Raw genomic sequence first — 17,092 nt, 5'->3', positions numbered from 1 at the left:
AGATGTCGTCCCCGAATGGGAATCGGCCGAAAATGTTGCGAGATGGTCTCGGCGGAGTCACGGATCGGGCAATTAGCCGTGTGGGTGGTGGAATACGCGGTCGGACTGGGTAATCGAGTCCGATTGGGGTTGTGTGCGGCGCGGCGGTCATCGGGTGGTGCACCGATCCGGATGGCGCGGATGCAAGACTGGTCGAATGTTGCGGATCGGCCTCACCGGAGGCATGGGAGCGGGCAAGTCGACAGTGGCGCGAATTCTCGCCGACCGCGGGGCGGTGATCATCGATTCCGACCTGATCGCCAGGGAGGTCGTCGAGCCTGGCACCGAGGGCATTGCCGCGTTGGTCGACGCGTTCGGGCCCGATATCCTCGCCGCGGACGGCAGCCTCGATCGGCCCGCGCTCGCAGCCAAGGCATTCGGTAATGATGAGGCACGCGCGACTTTGAATTCGATTGTCCATCCACTGGTCGGAAAATGCACCGCTGAATTGATCGGCGCCGCGCCACCTGATGCGATTCTCGTGCAGGATATTCCGTTGTTGGTCGAAAATGGTCTCGCGTCACTCATGAACCTTGTTCTGATAGTGGACGTTCCCGAGGAAATTCGAATCCGGCGATTGGTTGAATTACGTGGTGTTTCCGAAGCCGATGCGCGGGCGCGTATTTCGGCACAGGCCACCGATGAGCAGCGCCGCGCGGTCGCCGACGTGCTGCTCGACAACAGCGGAGCGCCCGACGAGATCGTCCCGGTGGTGCATTGGCTGTGGGACGAGCGCCTGGTGCCGTTCGAACACAACCTGCGCACCGGCGCACCCGCGCAGCGACCGGATGTGCGCATCGTGCCGCCGAACCCGGACTGGCCGGTCCAGGCGCAGCGGCTCATCGCCCGGCTGTGGGTGGCGTGTGGTCCGACCGCGTCGCGGATCGACCACATCGGATCGACCTCGGTACCGGACCTGCCCGCCAAGGACGTGATCGACTTGCAGATCACCGTCGCTGATCTGGCGGCAGCCGATGGCTTGCGCGATGCGCTCGGCGCGGCCGGTTTCCCGAACATCGCGCGGGTCACCCACGACAACCCGAAACCGACCGATGCGGATCCGGCCGGGACGGACGCTGCGCTGTGGGCCAAACGACTGCACGCCAGCGCCGACCCGGGTCGGCTCGCCAATGTGCATGTCCGCGTGGCGGGTTCACCGGGCCAGCAGTTCGCGCTGGTCTTCCGGGACTGGCTGCGCGCCGACGCCGCGGCGCGCGCCGAGTACGGCGAGGTGAAGCGCGCGGGTGAGGCCAAGGCGGCCGGACTGACCGGCGAGGAGGCGATGCTCGCCTACCTGGACGTCAAGGAGCCCTGGTTCGACGCCGCCTACCAACGCGCCCTGGCTTGGCGCGACGGTCAGGCCTGACGCGACGCCGACACCAGCGTCGCCAGCCGGTCCAGCGCCTGGCCCCAGCCTTCCCGCGCCCCGTCCTCCGGGCTCAGCGGTCCGGGAGCGAGCAGGTGGAAGGCCATGGTGGTTCTTGTCGCCGGTCGGCGAAGGTCACCGTGGCGACCGACTCGTTCGCCGCCGTACCGTCGCCGATGTCAAGGGGTTGCGCGAAAAGGGGTTACTGCCAGGTGAGCGTGATGCCGAGGGTGGCGAGCCAGCGTTCGAGGGAGTGGCCGTTGGCGGCGATGCCGTCGATCGTGGTGGCCGCGTGCTCGATCGCCGACTGCGCCGCGGTGAAGCCGATCAGGCCCACGGTGTGCGCGGCGAGTAGCTCGTCCACGTCGAGCAGTTCGGTGTCGCGGCCGGTGCGCACCACGATGTCGAGATAGTGATCCACCGACTTCCAGATGGTCGGACCGACCTGGGTGAACTCACCGAGATCGATATAATAGTCCTGATCTCGTTGATGTTCGGGGTGGTAGTGGAAGACCGTCACGCGAATGAACAGCTCGGGCAGCAGCCACGACTCGATGTAGTGGAACTGCGGATGATCGGAGACGCGCGCCATATACAGGCCCCACGGTTCGGCGCGAAACTGCTCGACCGGCCGGATGAAGCCCTTCGGGTCCGTGTTGGTCAGCTCCGCGACGTCGAAGTACTCCACCTTCGGGCGATGCACGTCCACTGATGGTGCCTGTGTCATGCACATAGAATCTACCGCCGCCGGCCCCCCGTCGAGTCCAGCGGCGGTGGTCTCCGCTACATCCAGGTGAGAGTGATGCCCATCGACGCGAGCCAGCGTTCGGCGTCGTGGTCGTATTCGGCTAGGCCGTCGACCACAGCGGTCGCCCGCTCGAAGGCATGCCTGGCCTGCGCGGTGTCGATCAAACCGGCCGCGTGGGCGGCCAGCAGGTCGTCGGCGCCGCGCAGTTCGGACGCGTGGCCGTGGTGCACCATGATGTCGAGATAGTGGTCGACGGCCTTCCAGCGTTTCGGCTCTACCTTGGTGAATTCGCCGATATCCAGACAAAAATCCTGTTCCCGGTGATGTGCCGGGTTGCGGTGGGAGATCGTCGCGCGGACCCACAGGTCCGGCATCAGCCACGATTCGACGTAGTGGAACTGCGGGCCGTCGACCATCCGCGCCATATATAGGCCCCATGGCTCGACGTGATAGCGCTCCACCGAGCGGACGAACCCTCTGGCATCGGTATTGGTGAGTTCGGCGAGATTGAAATACTCGACCCTTGGTCGTTGTGGGGTCGCCGCCGATAGCTTGTCGGGTGGCGCGGTCACGAGCCGGGTGGCTAATTGCGCTGGCATGAGAGCGCGGACATCTCTCGCGACATACCCCGCAACCCCGGTCACCGCGGGGACTGCGACGAGCAATGGAATCAGAGCGCTCATGGCGTCTTCCTTCATCAGTACCGACAACCAAATCAGGCTACACCCGGGGGGCGTCGCGTTCGTTCTTTACGATTATGGCGAATGTCGTTGCGGCAACGGACATTTCGGACAGGCTACGAGTCGCGTGGCAATGCTGGTAATTAGCGGCGCGGCGAATTTCGAATAGCGCGCCGCGTCGGCTGGTCTGTCCGCGAGTGGCCGAGCCGATCTTGTACGGCTCGCCCGCGTCAGTTCGGGCGAGGCCGCGGCACCGCGCGGGCGGGAAGAATCTGTCGGTGGCTGCGCCTAGGCTGGTGAGCATGGCTTTCGCAACGGAGATCCCCGCCGGGGGCGAGACACCACTCGCGCATTCCGAGTTCCGCCCGGTCGGTGCGATCGAGCGCGCCGTCGGACGGTTCCAGGTGGTCAGCGAGCACAAGCCGGCCGGCGATCAGCCTGCGGCCATCGAGGAACTGGAGCGTCGGATCAATACCGGCGAGCGCGACGTGGTGCTACTCGGCGCCACCGGCACCGGTAAGTCGGCGACCACCGCCTGGCTGATCGAGCGGCTGCAGCGCCCGGCCCTGGTGATGGCGCCGAACAAGACCCTCGCCGCGCAGTTGGCCAACGAGCTGCGAGAGATGTTGCCCAACAACGCAGTCGAGTACTTCGTCTCGTACTACGACTACTACCAGCCCGAGGCTTACATCGCGCAAACCGATACCTACATCGAGAAGGACAGCTCGATCAACGACGACGTCGAGCGATTGCGGCACTCGGCCACCTCGAGCCTGCTGTCGCGCCGCGATGTGGTGGTGGTCGCCTCGGTGTCGTGCATCTACGGTCTCGGCACGCCGCAGTCGTATCTGGATCGGTCGGTGCAGCTGGAGGTCGGCACCGAACTCGATCGGGACAAGTTCCTGCGGCTGCTTGTCGATGTCCAGTACACGCGCAACGACATGTCCTTCACCCGTGGCTCGTTCCGGGTGCGCGGCGACACAGTCGAGATCATCCCCTCCTATGAGGAACTCGCGGTCCGCATCGAGTTCTTCGGCGACGAGATCGAGGCGCTCTACTACCTGCATCCGCTGACCGGCGATGTGGTCCGCCAGGTCGATGTGGTGCGGATCTTCCCGGCCACGCACTATGTGGCGGGTCCGGAGCGGATGGAGCGAGCGGTCGGCGATATCGAGAAGGAACTGGAGGAGCGGCTGGCCGAGCTCGAGCGCCAGGGCAAGCTCCTGGAGGCGCAGCGGCTGCGCATGCGTACCCAGTACGACCTCGAGATGATCCGGCAGGTCGGCTTCTGCTCCGGCATCGAGAACTACTCGCGGCATATCGACGGCCGCCCAGCCGGTTCGGCGCCCGCCACGCTGATCGACTACTTCCCCGAGGACTTCCTGCTCGTCATCGACGAGTCGCACAACACCGTGCCGCAGATCGGTGGCATGTACGAAGGCGACATGTCGCGCAAGCGGAACCTGGTCGAATACGGCTTCCGCCTCCCGTCCGCGGTCGACAACCGGCCGCTCACCTGGGAGGAATTCGCCGACCGGATCGGGCAGACGGTATACCTGTCGGCCACGCCGGGCCCGTACGAGCTGGGGCAGGCAGGTGGTGAGGTCGTCGAGCAGGTGATCCGGCCGACCGGTCTGGTAGACCCGAAGGTGTTGGTGAAGCCGACCAAGGGCCAGATCGACGACCTGATCCACGAGATCCGCCAGCGCACCGAACGCGATGAACGCGTGCTGGTCACCACGCTCACCAAGAAGATGTCCGAGGATCTCACCGACTATCTGCTCGGCCTCGGCATCCGGGTGCGCTACCTGCATTCCGAGATCGACACCCTGCGCCGGGTGGAACTGCTGCGGCAGTTGCGGCTGGGCGAGTACGACGTGCTGGTCGGTATCAACCTGCTACGTGAGGGCCTCGACCTGCCGGAGGTGTCGCTGGTCGCGATCCTCGACGCCGACAAGGAAGGGTTCCTGCGCAGCACCACCGCGCTTATCCAGACCATCGGCCGCGCGGCGCGCAATGTGTCCGGCGAGGTGCACATGTACGCCGACAAGATCACCGACTCGATGCAGTTCGCCATCTCCGAGACCGAGCGGCGCCGGGCCAAGCAGGTCGCCTACAACGAAGAGATGGGCATCGACCCGCAACCGCTGCGCAAGAAGATCGCCGACATCCTGGACCAGGTGTATCAGGAGGCCGACGACAGCGAGGTCGCCGTCGGCGGATCCGGCCGCAACGCCAGCCGCGGCCGCCGCGCCCAGGGTGAGCCGGGTCGGGCGGTCAGCGCCGGAGTCTACGAGGGACGCGACATCAAGTCGATGCCGCGCGCCGAACTCGCGGACCTGGTGAAGGAGATGACCGCGCAGATGATGAACGCGGCCAGGGAACTTCAATTCGAGTTGGCCGGACGGCTGCGCGACGAAATCGCTGACCTCAAAAAGGAACTGCGCGGTATGGACGCCGCCGGGTTGAGTTGAGGCTCGCCCCGGCGGCCGTTCCGGCTGTCGCTCCCGGGGCCCCGGCGAAAGCCGGTACCCCGCAGCGAGTTTCGCGCTGGATACCACATCCGGGTTTCGGCGTGTGCGAGACCCATGCAGGCTCAGCTCTGCGTGGCCATCCACTCGTTGACGCGGCGCTCGGCTTCTTCGCGAGACACGTTCTCCACCTTGGTAAGTACCGCCCAGCGGTGGCCGAACGGGTCGATCACCACGCCGAAGCGGTCGCCGGTGACGAAGGTCTGTGGCGCTTCCGCACTGCGCGCGCCGTTTTCGACGGCGCGTTTGATGACTCCGTCGACGTCCGGGCAGTAGTGCACGATCGACGTGTGCACCCATTCGCCGTTCGGGGCGAGCACGTTGTTGTCGGGGATGGGCATGCCGAGTTGCAGGGTGGAGTCGCCGAACTTCAGTTCAGCGTGCGCGGGCTGGCCGTCGGGCATGTCATTGCGGCTGATCACCTCGGCGCCGAAGACCTTGGTGTAGAAGTCGATTGCCTTGTTGCCGTCGGGCACCGCGAGGAAGCAGGTGATCGAGTGGTAGCCGTCCGCGATGGGGTTCACTGTTTCGCTCATGGGTGTAAGCCTCGTCGATCGCGCGGCGTGGGTCTTGTAAGAAAGCGACACCATGCCAGGGAGTGCTGACCAGGTGCCGGTGCAACCCGTCAGGGTCCCGGCTCCCGACGACATGAAGGGCATCCTGCATCCCGACGAGCAGGCCCGGCATCGGTCGCTGGCCCGGTTGCCTGCCGGACCCGGGGTGGGGCGGTTCGTCGAGTGGTATTGGTCGGTGCGCTGGGATTTACGTGGCCGCGCCCCCTACTACGCCGAAGTGTTGTCGTATCCGTGCGTGAACGTCACTTTCGAGCGGACCGCTACCCGCACCGGCGGTTTCGTCAACGGTGTGTCCACGACCAAATACATCCGCGAACTCAGCGATGTGGGGGAGACCTTCGGCGTCCGCTTCCGTGCGGGCGGCTTCGGCGCCTACACCGGTCTGGACGTCAGCTCGTTCCGCGACGCGGCGGTCCCGTTGACCGAGGTGCTGCCCGAGGCCGAGGGGCTGACCGAGCGGGTACTCGCCGCGCTGTCGGACCAGCAGCGCCGCACCGTCATCGAGGATTTCTTCGCCGGTCGGCAGACCGCGGACGACCCGAACTACCGGCTGGTGTTGCGCATTGTCGAGGCAATGGAGCACGACCAGGAACTGACCAGGGTCGATCAGGTCACCGAACGGTTCGACGTGCCGACCCGCACACTGCAGCGGATGTTCCGCAGATACGTCGGGGCCGGGCCGAAATGGGTGCTGCGCCGCTACCGCCTGCAGGACGGCGCCGATCTGCTGGCGTGTGGACACATAGGAGATCTGGCCGCTCTCGCCGCGGACCTCGGTTACTTCGATCAGGCGCATTTCTCGCGCGAGTTTGCCGCGGAAGTCGGAATGGCGCCGCTGGAATATGCCAAGAATTCGCTACGCTCGCGCAACGAGGTCACTTCGAAAGTCCTGCCTACCGAAATGTAGCTGCGGGTCGACAATGGAATAAGACCTCGTGTACCCATTGCCAATGAGGGAGCAGGACATGGACGTCGTGGTTTTGATCGGGCGGGTGCTTTTCGTGGTGTTGTTCCTGAGCTCGGCATTCGGGCATTTCACACAGACCGATGCGATGACGGGGTACGCGCAGAGCCGTGGCATCCCGTCGCCCAAGGCGGGCGTGCTGGCCGCGGGCGCGCTGATGGGCATCGGTGCGCTCAGCCTGCTGCTCGGCGTATGGGCGGATCTGGGTGCGCTGCTGCTGGTGATCGTGCTGCTGCCGACCGCATTCCTCATGCATCGGTTCTGGTCGGAAACCGATGCGGAGGCCAAGCAGGGTGAAATGATCCACTTCAATAAGGATCTCGCGCTCGGTGGCGCGGCACTGATGCTGTTCGCGTTCTTCGCGCATGTCGACGAACTCGGATTGACCATCACCAAGCCGCTTTTCCATCTCGGCTGAGCTCGTCGCGCCGATATTGCCGGTGTTCGTATCGGTGACCGGTCCACAACCGATGAATGTGATCAATCTCCCAGGGGCGCAAGAACGTTCGCGGTAGTTGTGATGGATCACAGAACTCGACAGGTGGAATTGAATCCGCCCTGGTCGGAAAGGTCGTGGGGCATTGGCCCACGTAATGGGTGTTCGGAATGCCCGAACACCACCAGTGTGATGTGTTGCGATTTCTGATATTTCCGGGTGTTTTGCCGCTAGGGTCGAGCGCAGTCGCCGCGCCGGTGCTCGACATGCTCGGGACAGGACCCGACGCAGGCACCCGACCACCGCATAGTTGGAGGAGAGCATGACCGCCTACCGGACCATTGTCGTCGGTACTGATGGCTCGGATTCGTCGTACGTCGCCGTAGAGAAGGCCGCCGCACTGGCCGCCGCCGCGGACGCGACGCTGATCGTGGCCTGCGCGTACTACCCGACCGACGATCGCGATCTCGCGGCTGCGGCCGATGTTCTCAAGGACGAGGCATACCAGGTGCGCGGTTCCGCGCCGACCAACGAGATCCTGCGCACCGCGCGGGATAAGGCCACCGCCGTCGGCGCCAAGAACATCGTCGAGCGCTCCATCGTCGGCGAGCCCGTCGAGTCGCTGCTCGGCCTGGTCAAGGAGACCGAGGCCGACCTGCTCGTGGTCGGCAACCGGGGCCTGAACACCCTGGCCGGTCGCCTGCTCGGCTCGGTGCCGTCCGATGTCGCCCGCAAGTCGCGCTCCGATGTGCTGATCGTGCACACCACGCGCTGAGCCGTCTGACACCGGACCAAAACCCCGTCGCCTCGGCTTTTCGCCGGGACGACGGGGTTTCTTGTCCATACGGCCTAGCTCAACGCTCGCAGCACCGACGGCAGCTCCCCGGTGTGCACCACACCGAGTCGCTGCGTGGCGCGGGTCAGCGCCACATACAGATCGTTGAGCCCCCGCGGCGACTCCGCGAGGATCTGCGCAGGCTCGACCAGGTACACCGCGTCGAACTCCAAACCCTTCACGTCGTGCACCGTGAGCACCCGCACCGCTTCGTCCACCAGGTCGGCGAATTCCGCGACCAGATCGTGCGGCGTGATCACCGCGGTGGTGCCCGGGCCGTCCTCGGTGGCCACTAATCGTGCTACCTCGCCGTGCAATTCGCTCGCGGTCACCGCATAGGCGCGCGGCGGCAGCCCGGTCTCGCGGACCGATCGCGGCGTCGTCGCCTCCGGGTCGATCGCGGCGAGCACGTCGGCGGCGACGTCCATGATCTCCGCCGGGGTCCGGTAGTTCACCGTCAGCTCGGTGAGCTTCCAGCGCTTGGCGACATAGGGTTCCAGCATCGACTGCCAGGACGAGGCGCCCGCCGGGTCGCCGGTCTGCGCCACGTCACCGACCACCGTGATCCAGCGGTTCGGGATGCGGCGCATCACCATTCGCCACGCCATCTCCGAAAGTTCCTGCGCCTCGTCCACGATCACGTGGCCGTAGGTCCAGGTGCGGTCGCCCGCGGCGCGTTCGGCGGTGGTCTGCCTGGCCCGCACGTTCTGACGTTCGGCGAGCTGGCCGGCGTCGATCAGGTCGTAGGCCATCAGGATCTCGGGGTCGAGCTCGTCCTCCAGATCCTGCGGCGCCGAACCGGTCAGGATGTCCAGCGCGTCCTGCGCCTCCGCCAGCTGGGCCCGCCAGCGCCGCTTGGCGCGTTCGCGTTCCTCGGTGTCGTCCACACCCAGCAACTCGGCCAGCTCGTCCAGCAGCGGCGCGTCGGCGGCGCTGTATTCGCCGTTGTCCGGTCGCACCAGCTCGGCCCGGTCGGCCGGGTCGAGGCTGCTCGCCACCCGGTCGAGTGCCTTCGGGTCGGCGAGCAGATCGGCGAGCACGTCCTGCGGCGACATGATCGGCCAGAGCCTGCCGATGGCCGCCTGGATCTCGGGGTCGGCGCGCATCTCGTCGCGGATTTCGGCGAGATCGGTTCGGCTGAGCAGGCTTTGGCCACCGGACAGGTCGGCGCCCATGGTCTGGGCAAGCTGGTCGGCCAGCGCGTCGAGCACCGAGCTGGCGAAGATCGGCCTGGCCAGGTTGTGTGGGCGCCGCGAGGAACGGGCCCGGCCGCGGGCCCGGGTGGCGATCTTGCGGTCCAGGATTACCGGATAGCCGTCGAAGCTCAGCCGGATCGGTTCGGCGGGGATTTCCTGCCGGTCGCGCACCGCCTGCTTGAGCACCTCGAGAATGTCGAGGGAGCCCTTGATCTCACCGGCTCGCAGCGAGTCCTCACGGGTGGCCTTCACACCGGGATACAGGTCGCCGATGGTGGACAGCAGCACACCGGTCTCACCGAGCGAGGGCAGCACCTGACCGATGTAGTCCAGGAAGGTGGCGTTCGGGCCGATGATCAGTACGCCGGACTTGGCCAGCTGCTGGCGGTAGGTGTAGAGCAGGAACGCGACACGGTGCAGCGCGACGGCGGTCTTACCGGTGCCGGGACCGCCCTGCACCACCAGCACGCTCTTGTGCTCGGAGCGGATGATGGCGTCCTGCTCGTGCTGGATGGTCTCGACGATGTCGTTCATATGGCCGGTGCGGGCAGCGTTGAGCGCTGCGAGCAGCGCGCTCTCGCTGCCGACGCCGCCGTCCGCGCCGGTCACCCCGGCGGTGCGGGCGGTATCGAGATCGAGGTATTCGTCGTTGATCGCGGTGACCCGGCGATTGCGTGAACGGATGTGCCGCCTGCGGGTCACCCCGTCGGGCGTCGCGGTGGTCGCCAAATAGAACGGACGGGCAAGCGGCGCACGCCAATCGAGCAGCAGCGTCTCGTAATCGTCTCTTTCGTCGAGGATTCCGAGCCTGCCGATATAGCGATATTCACCATCCTGATCACCGACGCCATTCCCCGAAGTGTCGCGCTCCTGCCCGTCGGTGAGGTCGATCCGGCCGAAACACAAACCGTGTTCGGCGGCATCGTATTTGGCCAGATCCTCGGTATAGAGCTGACTGAACGACTCGCGTTCGGTGCGGGCCTGCGGGGTGCCGCCGGTTTCCAGCAGGACGGTGCGCAGCCGATTGGTGGCGTAGTCGCGCATGCCGTCGAGCCGTTCGTACAGCACAGACAGATATGTCTGTTCCTGTTCGATGTCGCGGTTCCGCTCGGGCGCGCCGTCGTGCGCGGCACGGTCCTGAGTGAGACGGTCGGGCAAACTGAACTCCTTGTCACCGCGATGAGCAGACATACCCGCAGGGAGCAGGGCACGCGAACGCTCGGAAAACAGAGTTGTCGAGTCTACTGTTGGTTCGGCGTACTCGCCGTAACCGCAGGTGGAGTACCCGGTGTCGCGTCGCTCACTACCGTGACGAAGTGCTGCACCACCGGGAATGGGTCGTAGAAGTGGTGCAGCAACCGAAAACCGGGCTTCGCCGAGATGATCGGCCTGGCCTCGGCGAAGGCGGCCTCGAAATCGTCGGCTCGTTCGGGGCGGACCGGAAGCAGGGCGTGTTCGAGAATCATCGAGAGAACCTGTCAGGAAGCGTGTGTGTTGTTCGGACGGCGGCCCAGGCCGGCGCCGCTTTCGCGGTGCCCGGCGGGCTTCGCGCGGTACATCGCCAGATCGGCGTCGTGCAGGACCGCCTCAGGGGTCCGATGGTCGCCAAGCGTGAGCTCGGTGACACCGATCGAGGCGTTCACCTCGATGCGATGCCCGCGCGCGATGATCGGCTCGGCCATCGACGATCGCAGCCGCGTCACCAGGGTCTCGATATCGACGCGTCGCGCCGGACCGGACAGCAACACCAGGAATTCGTCACCGCCGAGCCGACCGACCAGATCGTCGCCGCGCAGCGCGCGCTGCAGCCGTTGCGCGACGATCTGCAGCACAGTGTCGCCGATGGCGTGGCCGAGGGTGTCGTTGATCACCTTGAAGCCGTCCATGTCTATGAAGAGCACGGTCGCGACCGGCAGCGTCTCGCTGGTGGCCAACGCACCGGCGAGCTGGGACAGGATCAGCGAGCGGTTGGCCAGCCCCGTCAGCGAGTCGTGGGTGGCTTGGTACTCCAATTGCCTTCGGCTGGCCCGGAATTCGGTGATATCGGCGAACGAGGAGACGGCGGGGGAGTCCGGGTCGCCGGGGTTGAGCAGGCGGCTGCTTCCGGACAACCAGCGCCGCTGCCCGTCCTTCCGGTCGACGCCGAAGATGTAGCCGGTGATGGTCTCGCCGGTGGCCAGCGTCCGCGCGACGGGGTGGCGGGTCGCGGGCAGCGGCTGCGCGTTGGCATCGAGCAGCGCCAGCGGCAGTTCGACGATCGCCGCGCCGACGAGGTCGCCGGTGCGCTCGTCGGTGCCGAAGATCCGCAGGGCCGCCGGATTGGCCGATTCGATGCAGCCGCTGCGGTCGATGACCACCACGCCCTCCTCCAATTGGGAGACGACGGTGGTGAAGTGCTGTTCGGCGCGACGCTGTGCGGCCTCGGCGGCGCGCTGCGCGGTGAGATCGTGCATGACCACCTGGTAGGCGAGATGGTCTTGCCAGGCGGTGAGCACCGACACCATCTCGACGGGGACGATGCCGCCGTCGACGCGCACCAGCGACATTTCGGCCGGATCGGAGGCGTCACCAGAATGCGTCAGCGTGCTGATGCGCTCGATCATGCCGAGCACCGATTTGGGATGGACGAATTGAGTCAGCGGCTGCCCGACGATTTCTTCTGGGTTCTCGGCAGCGAGCATCCGCACCATCGCCGCATTGACGTAGACAATGGTGCCGCGCTTGTGCACACAGATGCCGTCCGGTGTGTGTTCGACCAGGAACCGATACCGCTGGGCCAGCTGATCGGCGTTGACCGCGACGTCTGCCTTGTCCTCACCCACTCGAAACCCCCGATCGTCGACCCCAATTATGGCCACCCAATTATGGCCATTGGAACGTGGGATTATTCTCGTATCGACGTGCACAACATCACATCGTCGACGCCATTGCTTCGATCACAGTTCGGAACTGCATCGGGCCTTATCCGATGATCATTACAAACCCGGTTCCCCGCGAACATCTCGAGCCAACATGCTGGTCGGCCCGGGATCGGCGAAGGAGCGATGCTATGCCAGGCTCGAACGCCGGTACCGAAGAGTAATACCAAGATCATATGACGATTGCCGGGATCGGCGCGGTCACCGGGTACAGCTGGGATCGAGAGACGCTGTGGCACGGGTTGCTGAGCGGCAAGTCGGCGACTTGCCTGCAGCCGGGCTACGGTCACGGCCAGGACGAGCACGCCTGAGTGACGCTGATACCCGAGGGAGGCGATCCGGCGGACATTGTCAGGGGGCTGCGGCCGGAGGTGGCCGCGGCGGCACTCGGCGACGAGCGGGGTATCGTGCCCGCCGCGCCGATCGTCGCACCCGCCTATTCGCGACTGCTGGATGGGCCGACGCCGTTCGAGGGTGGCATCACGGTGAAGCTGTCGCTGGGGATGGGCGGCCACAATTCGATAGTGGTGCTCGGACCGGCCCGCGCGTAGCGGTGCATCGGACGCCCCCGGCGGTGGGGGTTCCGCCCGGGGTAGGGACTCAGGGCAGCGGTACCGACCAGCTCAATCGGGTGCCGGGACGCACGGTGCCGTCCGACGCGTCGGCGCGGTGTGCGCCCGGCCCGATGGTGAACTGCCCGTCGGCCTTCTCGGCCCGCTGCTCCAGATTGTGTAATCCACTGCGGATCACGTGATTCGGTATGCCCCAACCGTTGTCGGTGACCACGATGCTCAGATCGTCGGCCACACCGATCTCCACCGTAACGAGATCGCCGCCGGAATGCCGCACCGCATTGCTCACTGCCTCGCGTACCACCGCCTCGGCATGGTCGGCGAGCTCAGCTTCGAGCACCGACAAGGGGCCGGTCACCTGGATGGTGGCGCGCAGCTCGGCGTCGGCAGTCTGCTGTCGGATCGCCGACTCGATCCGCTGCTGGACCCCGGTGCCGTCGGCACTGCCGCTGTGCAGGTCGAAGATCGAGGTGCGGATCTCCTGCACCACTTCCTGTAGATCGTTGATGACCGTCGAAAGGCGCTCCTGCACTTCCGGAACCCGTGCCTGCGGTACCGCGCCCTGCAGGGTGAGTCCGATGGCGAACAGCCGCTGGATCACGTGGTCGTGCAGGTCGCGGGCGATGCGATCGCGGTCGGCGATGATATCCAGCTCGCGCATTCGGCGCTGGGTATCGGCCAGCTGCATGGCCAGCGCCGCCTGATCGGTGAACGCCGCGGTCAGCTCGACCAACTCGTCGGTGTAGGGCGCCGCGCCGACCGGACGCACTGTCACCAGCGCGCCGAGGGTGGCATCCGGGGTGCACAACGGCAGGATCAGCGCCGGGCCGACATTAGGCAGTGGCGCACCCAGATCGACCTGGGCGGCGTCGTCGAAGCGCAGCGGCGTACGGCGGGTGAATGCCTCGCCGAGCGCGCTGCCGTCGGTGTGTACCGTCCAGCCCTCGTGCCCGGCACCCGGCCCGGACCACTGTGTGACGATCAGCTCGGTGACCTCGTCGAGTCCTTTGACCGGGACGGCGACGCTGGCCAGGAAAGACTGATGTGAACCCGTCAGGGTGCGCGCGTGGTCGACTACATGTGCTAGCACGAGATCGGGTTCGGTGCCCGCCAGGAACTCGGTGGCGATGTCCCTGGTCGCCTCGATCCACGCCTGCCTGGTGCGCGCCGATTCGTAGAGCCGGGCATTGTCGACCGCGATGCCCGCCGCGGCCGCGAGCGCTTGGACGAGCACGTCGTCGTCCTCGGTGAACGGTTGCCCGCTTGCTTTTTCGGTCAGGTACAGGCTGCCGAAGACCTCGTCGCGGATCCGCACCGGAACGCCGAGGAAGGTATGCATCGGCGGGTGGTGCGCCGGAAACCCCACCGACGCAGGATGATTCGACAGTTCGTCCAGGCGTAGCGGTTTGGGTTGGTTGAACACCACGCCGAGAACTCCGTGTCCGGCCGGCAGCCGGCCGATCAGTTCGCGGGCCTCGTCGTCCATGCCCTCATCGATGAATTGGGTCACCTGCTGGTCGTGGCCACGTACCGCGAGCGCGCCGTAGCGGGCGTCGACCAGGCTGGTGGCGGTGTGCACGATGGTGCGCAGGGTTTCGTCGAGGTCGAGGCCGGAGGTCACTGCCAGCATCGCCTCGACCAGGCCATCTATCCGGTCCCGCGAATCGATGATCAGCTCGACGCGTTCCTTGACCTCGGAGAGCAACTCCCGCAACCGCGGTTGCGAGAGGGTGTCGCGCACCGAATACGGGCCGCTGCCGTCGTCTTCGGTCATGTCGGCTTCCTGTCCTGGCGAGCGCGTAACGGCCCGCCGCCAGTCTAATTGTCCGATCGAGGACTTTCGGCCCTGTTCACGGTGCGGTTGCGGTGATGAGGTGGGCGCACCGGGAGAATAGAAAGTAGGAGTGTCCTATGAATTCGACTGAGATGGTGGGTGTGTCCGAGCTACTCGGCTCGACCCAATTGATGCGTTCGACCGAGCTGTGGGCGACCGCGGCCGACCCGGAACTCGCGGTGACCACCCGGGGCGCCGTATCGCCCGCCGACGTGACGAGGGCGGTGCGGGCGATCGGGCGGGTGTTGCGCCGCCATCATGTCGATACGGCGGCGCGGGTGCGGGTCACCCAACCCGCGGATGCCACCGAACCGACGCTGGTGCAGGCGAATATCCGCGTCCACGACACTCCGACCCGCGTGCAGGTCACCGGTCCGCGTGGTTTCGCGGTGACCTTCGCTGTCGAACGGCTGGATCGGCAGATCGCCCGGCTGGCGACGAAACAGTCGCGCTCCTGGCCGGATCCGGCCCGACCGCCGCTGGCCAGGGTCACCGAGCCGCATCCGATCGTGCGCAGGAAGCACTGCGCGCTGCTGACCGGAACGCCCGCCGAGGCGACGGCGGTGCTGGATGCGATGGATTACGACGCATACCTGTTCACCGACGCGGAAACCGGTGAGGACGCCATCGTGCACTGGGCAGAATCGGTCGGTGTGCAACTGACTCGGCAGCGCACGACGTCCGCACCGCTCGTGGCCGAGGATGCGCCGCTGACGGTGAATTCGCTGCCGCTGCAGGTGGATTCGGAACCAGCGCCAACATTGGACGAGGACGAGGCGGCGACCGAGCTGTGTCACAGTGGCCTGCCCTTCCTGTTCTTCAACGATGCCGTCGGCGGTCGCGGCCGGTTGCTGTATCGCCGGTACGACGGCGACCTCACCATAGTCGTACCGGCCGGATCCGCTTAGCTGTCGCGGAGTTTGGACGCCAGCACCGCAGCCTGGGTGCGACGTTCCATTCCGAGCTTGGCCAATAGTCGGGATACATAATTCTTGACGGTTTTTTCGGCAAGGAACATTCGCACCGCGATCTGCCGATTGGTCAATCCTTCGCCCAGCAGTGCGAGCAGCCTGCGTTCCTGTTCGGTGAGTCCCGCCAATGGTCCGTCGTTCTCGGTGCTGTTGTGCAGGCGCGCCTTGAGCGCGGCCGCGGCGCGATTATCCAGCAACGATTTTCCGGCGCCGACTTGTTTGATGGCCGCGGCCAATTCCATGCCCTTGATGTTCTTCACCACATAGCCGCTCGCACCGGCCAGGATTGCGTCGAGCATGGCGTGTTCGTCGGTGTAGGAGGTGAGGATGAGGCAGCGCAGGCCATCGATACCGGCGAGCAGATCGCGGCACAACTCGATGCCGTTGCCGTCGGGCAGTCGCACGTCGAGCACCGCGACATCGGGGCGCAGCTCGCGGATGCCGGTCATGGCCTGAGCCACGTCGCCCGCCTCACCGATCACCGTCAGCTCGGGGTCGCTTTCCAGCAGGTCGATCAGGCCGCGCCGGACGATCTCGTGGTCGTCGACGAGGAACACCTTGAGCACACCGACCTCCTGTGTCCCGCTGGGCCTCTCGATGACCCCGACCCCGCCAAGGTATCGCGTCGATCGACCGTCGGGATAGTCAACAGATAATTTCGGGTAAAGGTGACTCGAATTTACACCCGGGTGCGAGCGAAAGATCCGACCGCGAAAATCGGTGTGCGAATCGAGGTTCCGGGTATGCTTGCACCGAAGTCACTCAAAGGAGGGCTGGTGGCAGCGGCGCCGAATGGCCCGTACACTGTTATCTCGGACGATGACTTATTCAGCGACACTAGATTTCGGTAATATTTTCGGTCCACCGCGCGCTTGTCCCGGTTGCGGATCGAACTCCATCGGTAGTCCAGGTGGCCAGGCTGGCGCATCGGAAGTTGTTGTTGATCACGAAGATGCGGGAACCGGAGCAGCTGCGCTACTACAATGAACGAGTGCGTCTGCTGATGGGCTCCGACGATCCCGAACCGCGCGAAGAGCCACTGGCATCGCGGGTCGAGCTGATCCGCCACGCCGACGCGCTGATCAATCCCATCGAATGGCCGGAACCGGTCGGACTGGTGATGGCGGAGGCATTGGCTTGCGGCACACCGGTATTGGCGTTCCCCAACGGCGCGGCGCCGGAGATCGTCGACCACGGTCGGACCGGATTCCTCTGCCGCGACATCTGGGATATGGCCGACGCGCTGGAACGGGTCGACTCGATCGATCGGCGCACCTGCCGGGCTACCGCCGAACAACGCTTCGGCGTGCTGCGCATGGCCCATGACCACGAGCAGTTCTACCGCCACATCCTCGCCGGTGAGCGGATGAGCCGCGCGATGCTGCCGGCGCCGGTTGGATGACGCGGGCGAGCCGCGGCGAGGTGTA

17 protein-coding genes are annotated in these 17,092 nt (G+C 65.8%); 9 read left to right on the top strand and 8 right to left on the bottom strand.

The window, feature by feature from the left end; translation table 11 throughout:
• Nucleotides 1-196: 196 nt before the first annotated feature.
• The gene (gene coaE / locus ACV7NQ_RS02105; protein WP_463358039.1) at nt 197-1,405 is read left to right on the top strand and encodes a dephospho-CoA kinase; all 1,209 of its coding nucleotides are present in this window, start codon (nt 197-199) and stop codon (nt 1,403-1,405) included.
• A 202-nt stretch (nt 1,406-1,607) separates the two neighbouring features.
• Here coaE and ACV7NQ_RS02100 read toward each other — a convergent pair whose 3' ends face one another.
• Nucleotides 1,608-2,132, bottom strand: coding sequence for a ribonuclease FAU-1 family protein (locus ACV7NQ_RS02100; RefSeq protein ID WP_463358038.1), 525 nt, complete (start codon nt 2,130-2,132; stop codon nt 1,608-1,610).
• 56 nt (nt 2,133-2,188) lie between these two features.
• Nucleotides 2,189-2,836: a ribonuclease FAU-1 family protein gene (locus ACV7NQ_RS02095; protein WP_463358037.1), complete on the bottom strand. Its 648-nt coding sequence runs from the start codon at nt 2,834-2,836 to the stop codon at nt 2,189-2,191.
• 299 nt (nt 2,837-3,135) lie between these two features.
• On the opposite strand from ACV7NQ_RS02095, the gene uvrB reads away from it, so the two are divergent.
• Nucleotides 3,136-5,307 carry an excinuclease ABC subunit UvrB gene (gene uvrB, locus ACV7NQ_RS02090; protein WP_463358036.1) on the top strand — a complete coding sequence of 724 codons (2,172 nt, stop codon included), beginning with the start codon at nt 3,136-3,138 and terminating at the stop codon, nt 5,305-5,307.
• A gap of 122 nt (nt 5,308-5,429) precedes the next feature.
• Here the strand turns inward: uvrB and ACV7NQ_RS02085 are convergent, their stop codons facing one another.
• On the bottom strand, nt 5,430-5,900 hold the full coding sequence (locus tag ACV7NQ_RS02085; protein WP_463358035.1) for a VOC family protein: 471 nt from the start codon (nt 5,898-5,900) through the stop codon (nt 5,430-5,432).
• 52 nt (nt 5,901-5,952) lie between these two features.
• On the opposite strand from ACV7NQ_RS02085, the gene ACV7NQ_RS02080 reads away from it, so the two are divergent.
• The 3 genes from ACV7NQ_RS02080 to ACV7NQ_RS02070 all read left to right on the top strand — a co-directional run bounded on the left by ACV7NQ_RS02080 (nt 5,953) and on the right by ACV7NQ_RS02070 (nt 8,114).
• Nucleotides 5,953-6,846 (top strand): helix-turn-helix domain-containing protein, encoded by an 894-nt coding sequence (locus tag ACV7NQ_RS02080; RefSeq protein ID WP_463358034.1) that lies wholly within the window; start codon nt 5,953-5,955, stop codon nt 6,844-6,846.
• Nucleotides 6,847-6,904: 58 nt separating this feature from the next.
• Nucleotides 6,905-7,321 (top strand): DoxX family protein, encoded by a 417-nt coding sequence (locus ACV7NQ_RS02075; protein ID WP_463358033.1) that lies wholly within the window; start codon nt 6,905-6,907, stop codon nt 7,319-7,321.
• A gap of 340 nt (nt 7,322-7,661) precedes the next feature.
• The gene (locus tag ACV7NQ_RS02070; protein ID WP_463358032.1) at nt 7,662-8,114 is read left to right on the top strand and encodes a universal stress protein; all 453 of its coding nucleotides are present in this window, start codon (nt 7,662-7,664) and stop codon (nt 8,112-8,114) included.
• Nucleotides 8,115-8,188: 74 nt separating this feature from the next.
• Here ACV7NQ_RS02070 and ACV7NQ_RS02065 read toward each other — a convergent pair whose 3' ends face one another.
• The 3 genes from ACV7NQ_RS02065 to ACV7NQ_RS02055 all read right to left on the bottom strand — a co-directional run bounded on the left by ACV7NQ_RS02065 (nt 8,189) and on the right by ACV7NQ_RS02055 (nt 12,192).
• Entirely contained in the window at nt 8,189-10,528 is a 2,340-nt protein-coding gene (locus ACV7NQ_RS02065; RefSeq protein WP_463358031.1) for a HelD family protein, read from the bottom strand.
• Nucleotides 10,529-10,611: 83 nt separating this feature from the next.
• Nucleotides 10,612-10,836, bottom strand: coding sequence for an antibiotic biosynthesis monooxygenase family protein (locus ACV7NQ_RS02060; protein WP_463358030.1), 225 nt, complete (start codon nt 10,834-10,836; stop codon nt 10,612-10,614).
• Between the two features lie 12 nt (nt 10,837-10,848).
• On the bottom strand, nt 10,849-12,192 hold the full coding sequence (locus tag ACV7NQ_RS02055; RefSeq protein ID WP_463358029.1) for a diguanylate cyclase domain-containing protein: 1,344 nt from the start codon (nt 12,190-12,192) through the stop codon (nt 10,849-10,851).
• A 272-nt stretch (nt 12,193-12,464) separates the two neighbouring features.
• Between ACV7NQ_RS02055 and ACV7NQ_RS02050 the strand changes: the two genes are divergently transcribed.
• Both ACV7NQ_RS02050 and ACV7NQ_RS02045 read left to right on the top strand, forming a co-directional pair.
• Nucleotides 12,465-12,599, top strand: coding sequence for a hypothetical protein (locus tag ACV7NQ_RS02050; protein WP_463358028.1), 135 nt, complete (start codon nt 12,465-12,467; stop codon nt 12,597-12,599).
• Nucleotides 12,600-12,839, top strand: coding sequence for a hypothetical protein (locus ACV7NQ_RS02045; protein ID WP_463358027.1), 240 nt, complete (start codon nt 12,600-12,602; stop codon nt 12,837-12,839).
• 49 nt (nt 12,840-12,888) lie between these two features.
• On the opposite strand, the gene ACV7NQ_RS02040 is transcribed toward ACV7NQ_RS02045, so the two are convergent.
• Entirely contained in the window at nt 12,889-14,634 is a 1,746-nt protein-coding gene (locus ACV7NQ_RS02040) for a sensor histidine kinase (RefSeq protein WP_463358026.1), read from the bottom strand.
• Nucleotides 14,635-14,771: 137 nt separating this feature from the next.
• On the opposite strand from ACV7NQ_RS02040, the gene ACV7NQ_RS02035 reads away from it, so the two are divergent.
• The gene (locus ACV7NQ_RS02035; RefSeq protein WP_463358025.1) at nt 14,772-15,602 is read left to right on the top strand and encodes a sigma 54 modulation/S30EA ribosomal C-terminal domain-containing protein; all 831 of its coding nucleotides are present in this window, start codon (nt 14,772-14,774) and stop codon (nt 15,600-15,602) included.
• Here ACV7NQ_RS02035 and ACV7NQ_RS02030 read toward each other — a convergent pair.
• A complete protein-coding gene (locus ACV7NQ_RS02030) occupies nt 15,599-16,231 on the bottom strand; it encodes a response regulator (protein WP_463358024.1) in 633 nt (210 codons plus the stop codon). The genes ACV7NQ_RS02035 and ACV7NQ_RS02030 overlap by 4 nt on opposite strands.
• 374 nt (nt 16,232-16,605) lie before the next feature.
• Between ACV7NQ_RS02030 and ACV7NQ_RS02025 the strand changes: the two genes are divergently transcribed.
• A complete protein-coding gene (locus ACV7NQ_RS02025; RefSeq protein ID WP_463358023.1) occupies nt 16,606-17,067 on the top strand; it encodes a glycosyltransferase in 462 nt (153 codons plus the stop codon).
• Nucleotides 17,068-17,092: the final 25 nt, after the last annotated feature.

This window comes from Nocardia sp. Tas62D01 (genome assembly GCF_055232035.1).
Note: the sequence above shows the minus strand (reverse complement) of the source record. Positions and strands in the feature narration are given on the sequence as shown.

Excerpts from the sequence above, each read along its gene's own strand:
- ACV7NQ_RS02070 (WP_463358032.1), top strand. The coding sequence starts at position 7,662 with ATGACCGCCTACCGGACCATTGTCGTCGGTACTGATGGCTCGGATTCG.
- ACV7NQ_RS02085 (WP_463358035.1), bottom strand. The coding sequence starts at position 5,900 with ATGAGCGAAACAGTGAACCCCATCGCGGACGGCTACCACTCGATCACC.
- ACV7NQ_RS02035 (WP_463358025.1), top strand. The coding sequence starts at position 14,772 with ATGAATTCGACTGAGATGGTGGGTGTGTCCGAGCTACTCGGCTCGACC.
- ACV7NQ_RS02050 (WP_463358028.1), top strand. The coding sequence starts at position 12,465 with ATGACGATTGCCGGGATCGGCGCGGTCACCGGGTACAGCTGGGATCGA.
- uvrB (WP_463358036.1), top strand. The coding sequence starts at position 3,136 with ATGGCTTTCGCAACGGAGATCCCCGCCGGGGGCGAGACACCACTCGCG.
- ACV7NQ_RS02040 (WP_463358026.1), bottom strand. The coding sequence starts at position 14,634 with ATGACCGAAGACGACGGCAGCGGCCCGTATTCGGTGCGCGACACCCTC.
- ACV7NQ_RS02060 (WP_463358030.1), bottom strand. The coding sequence starts at position 10,836 with ATGATTCTCGAACACGCCCTGCTTCCGGTCCGCCCCGAACGAGCCGAC.
- ACV7NQ_RS02095 (WP_463358037.1), bottom strand. The coding sequence starts at position 2,836 with ATGAGCGCTCTGATTCCATTGCTCGTCGCAGTCCCCGCGGTGACCGGG.
- coaE (WP_463358039.1), top strand. The coding sequence starts at position 197 with ATGTTGCGGATCGGCCTCACCGGAGGCATGGGAGCGGGCAAGTCGACA.
- ACV7NQ_RS02100 (WP_463358038.1), bottom strand. The coding sequence starts at position 2,132 with ATGACACAGGCACCATCAGTGGACGTGCATCGCCCGAAGGTGGAGTAC.
- ACV7NQ_RS02075 (WP_463358033.1), top strand. The coding sequence starts at position 6,905 with ATGGACGTCGTGGTTTTGATCGGGCGGGTGCTTTTCGTGGTGTTGTTC.
- ACV7NQ_RS02080 (WP_463358034.1), top strand. The coding sequence starts at position 5,953 with ATGCCAGGGAGTGCTGACCAGGTGCCGGTGCAACCCGTCAGGGTCCCG.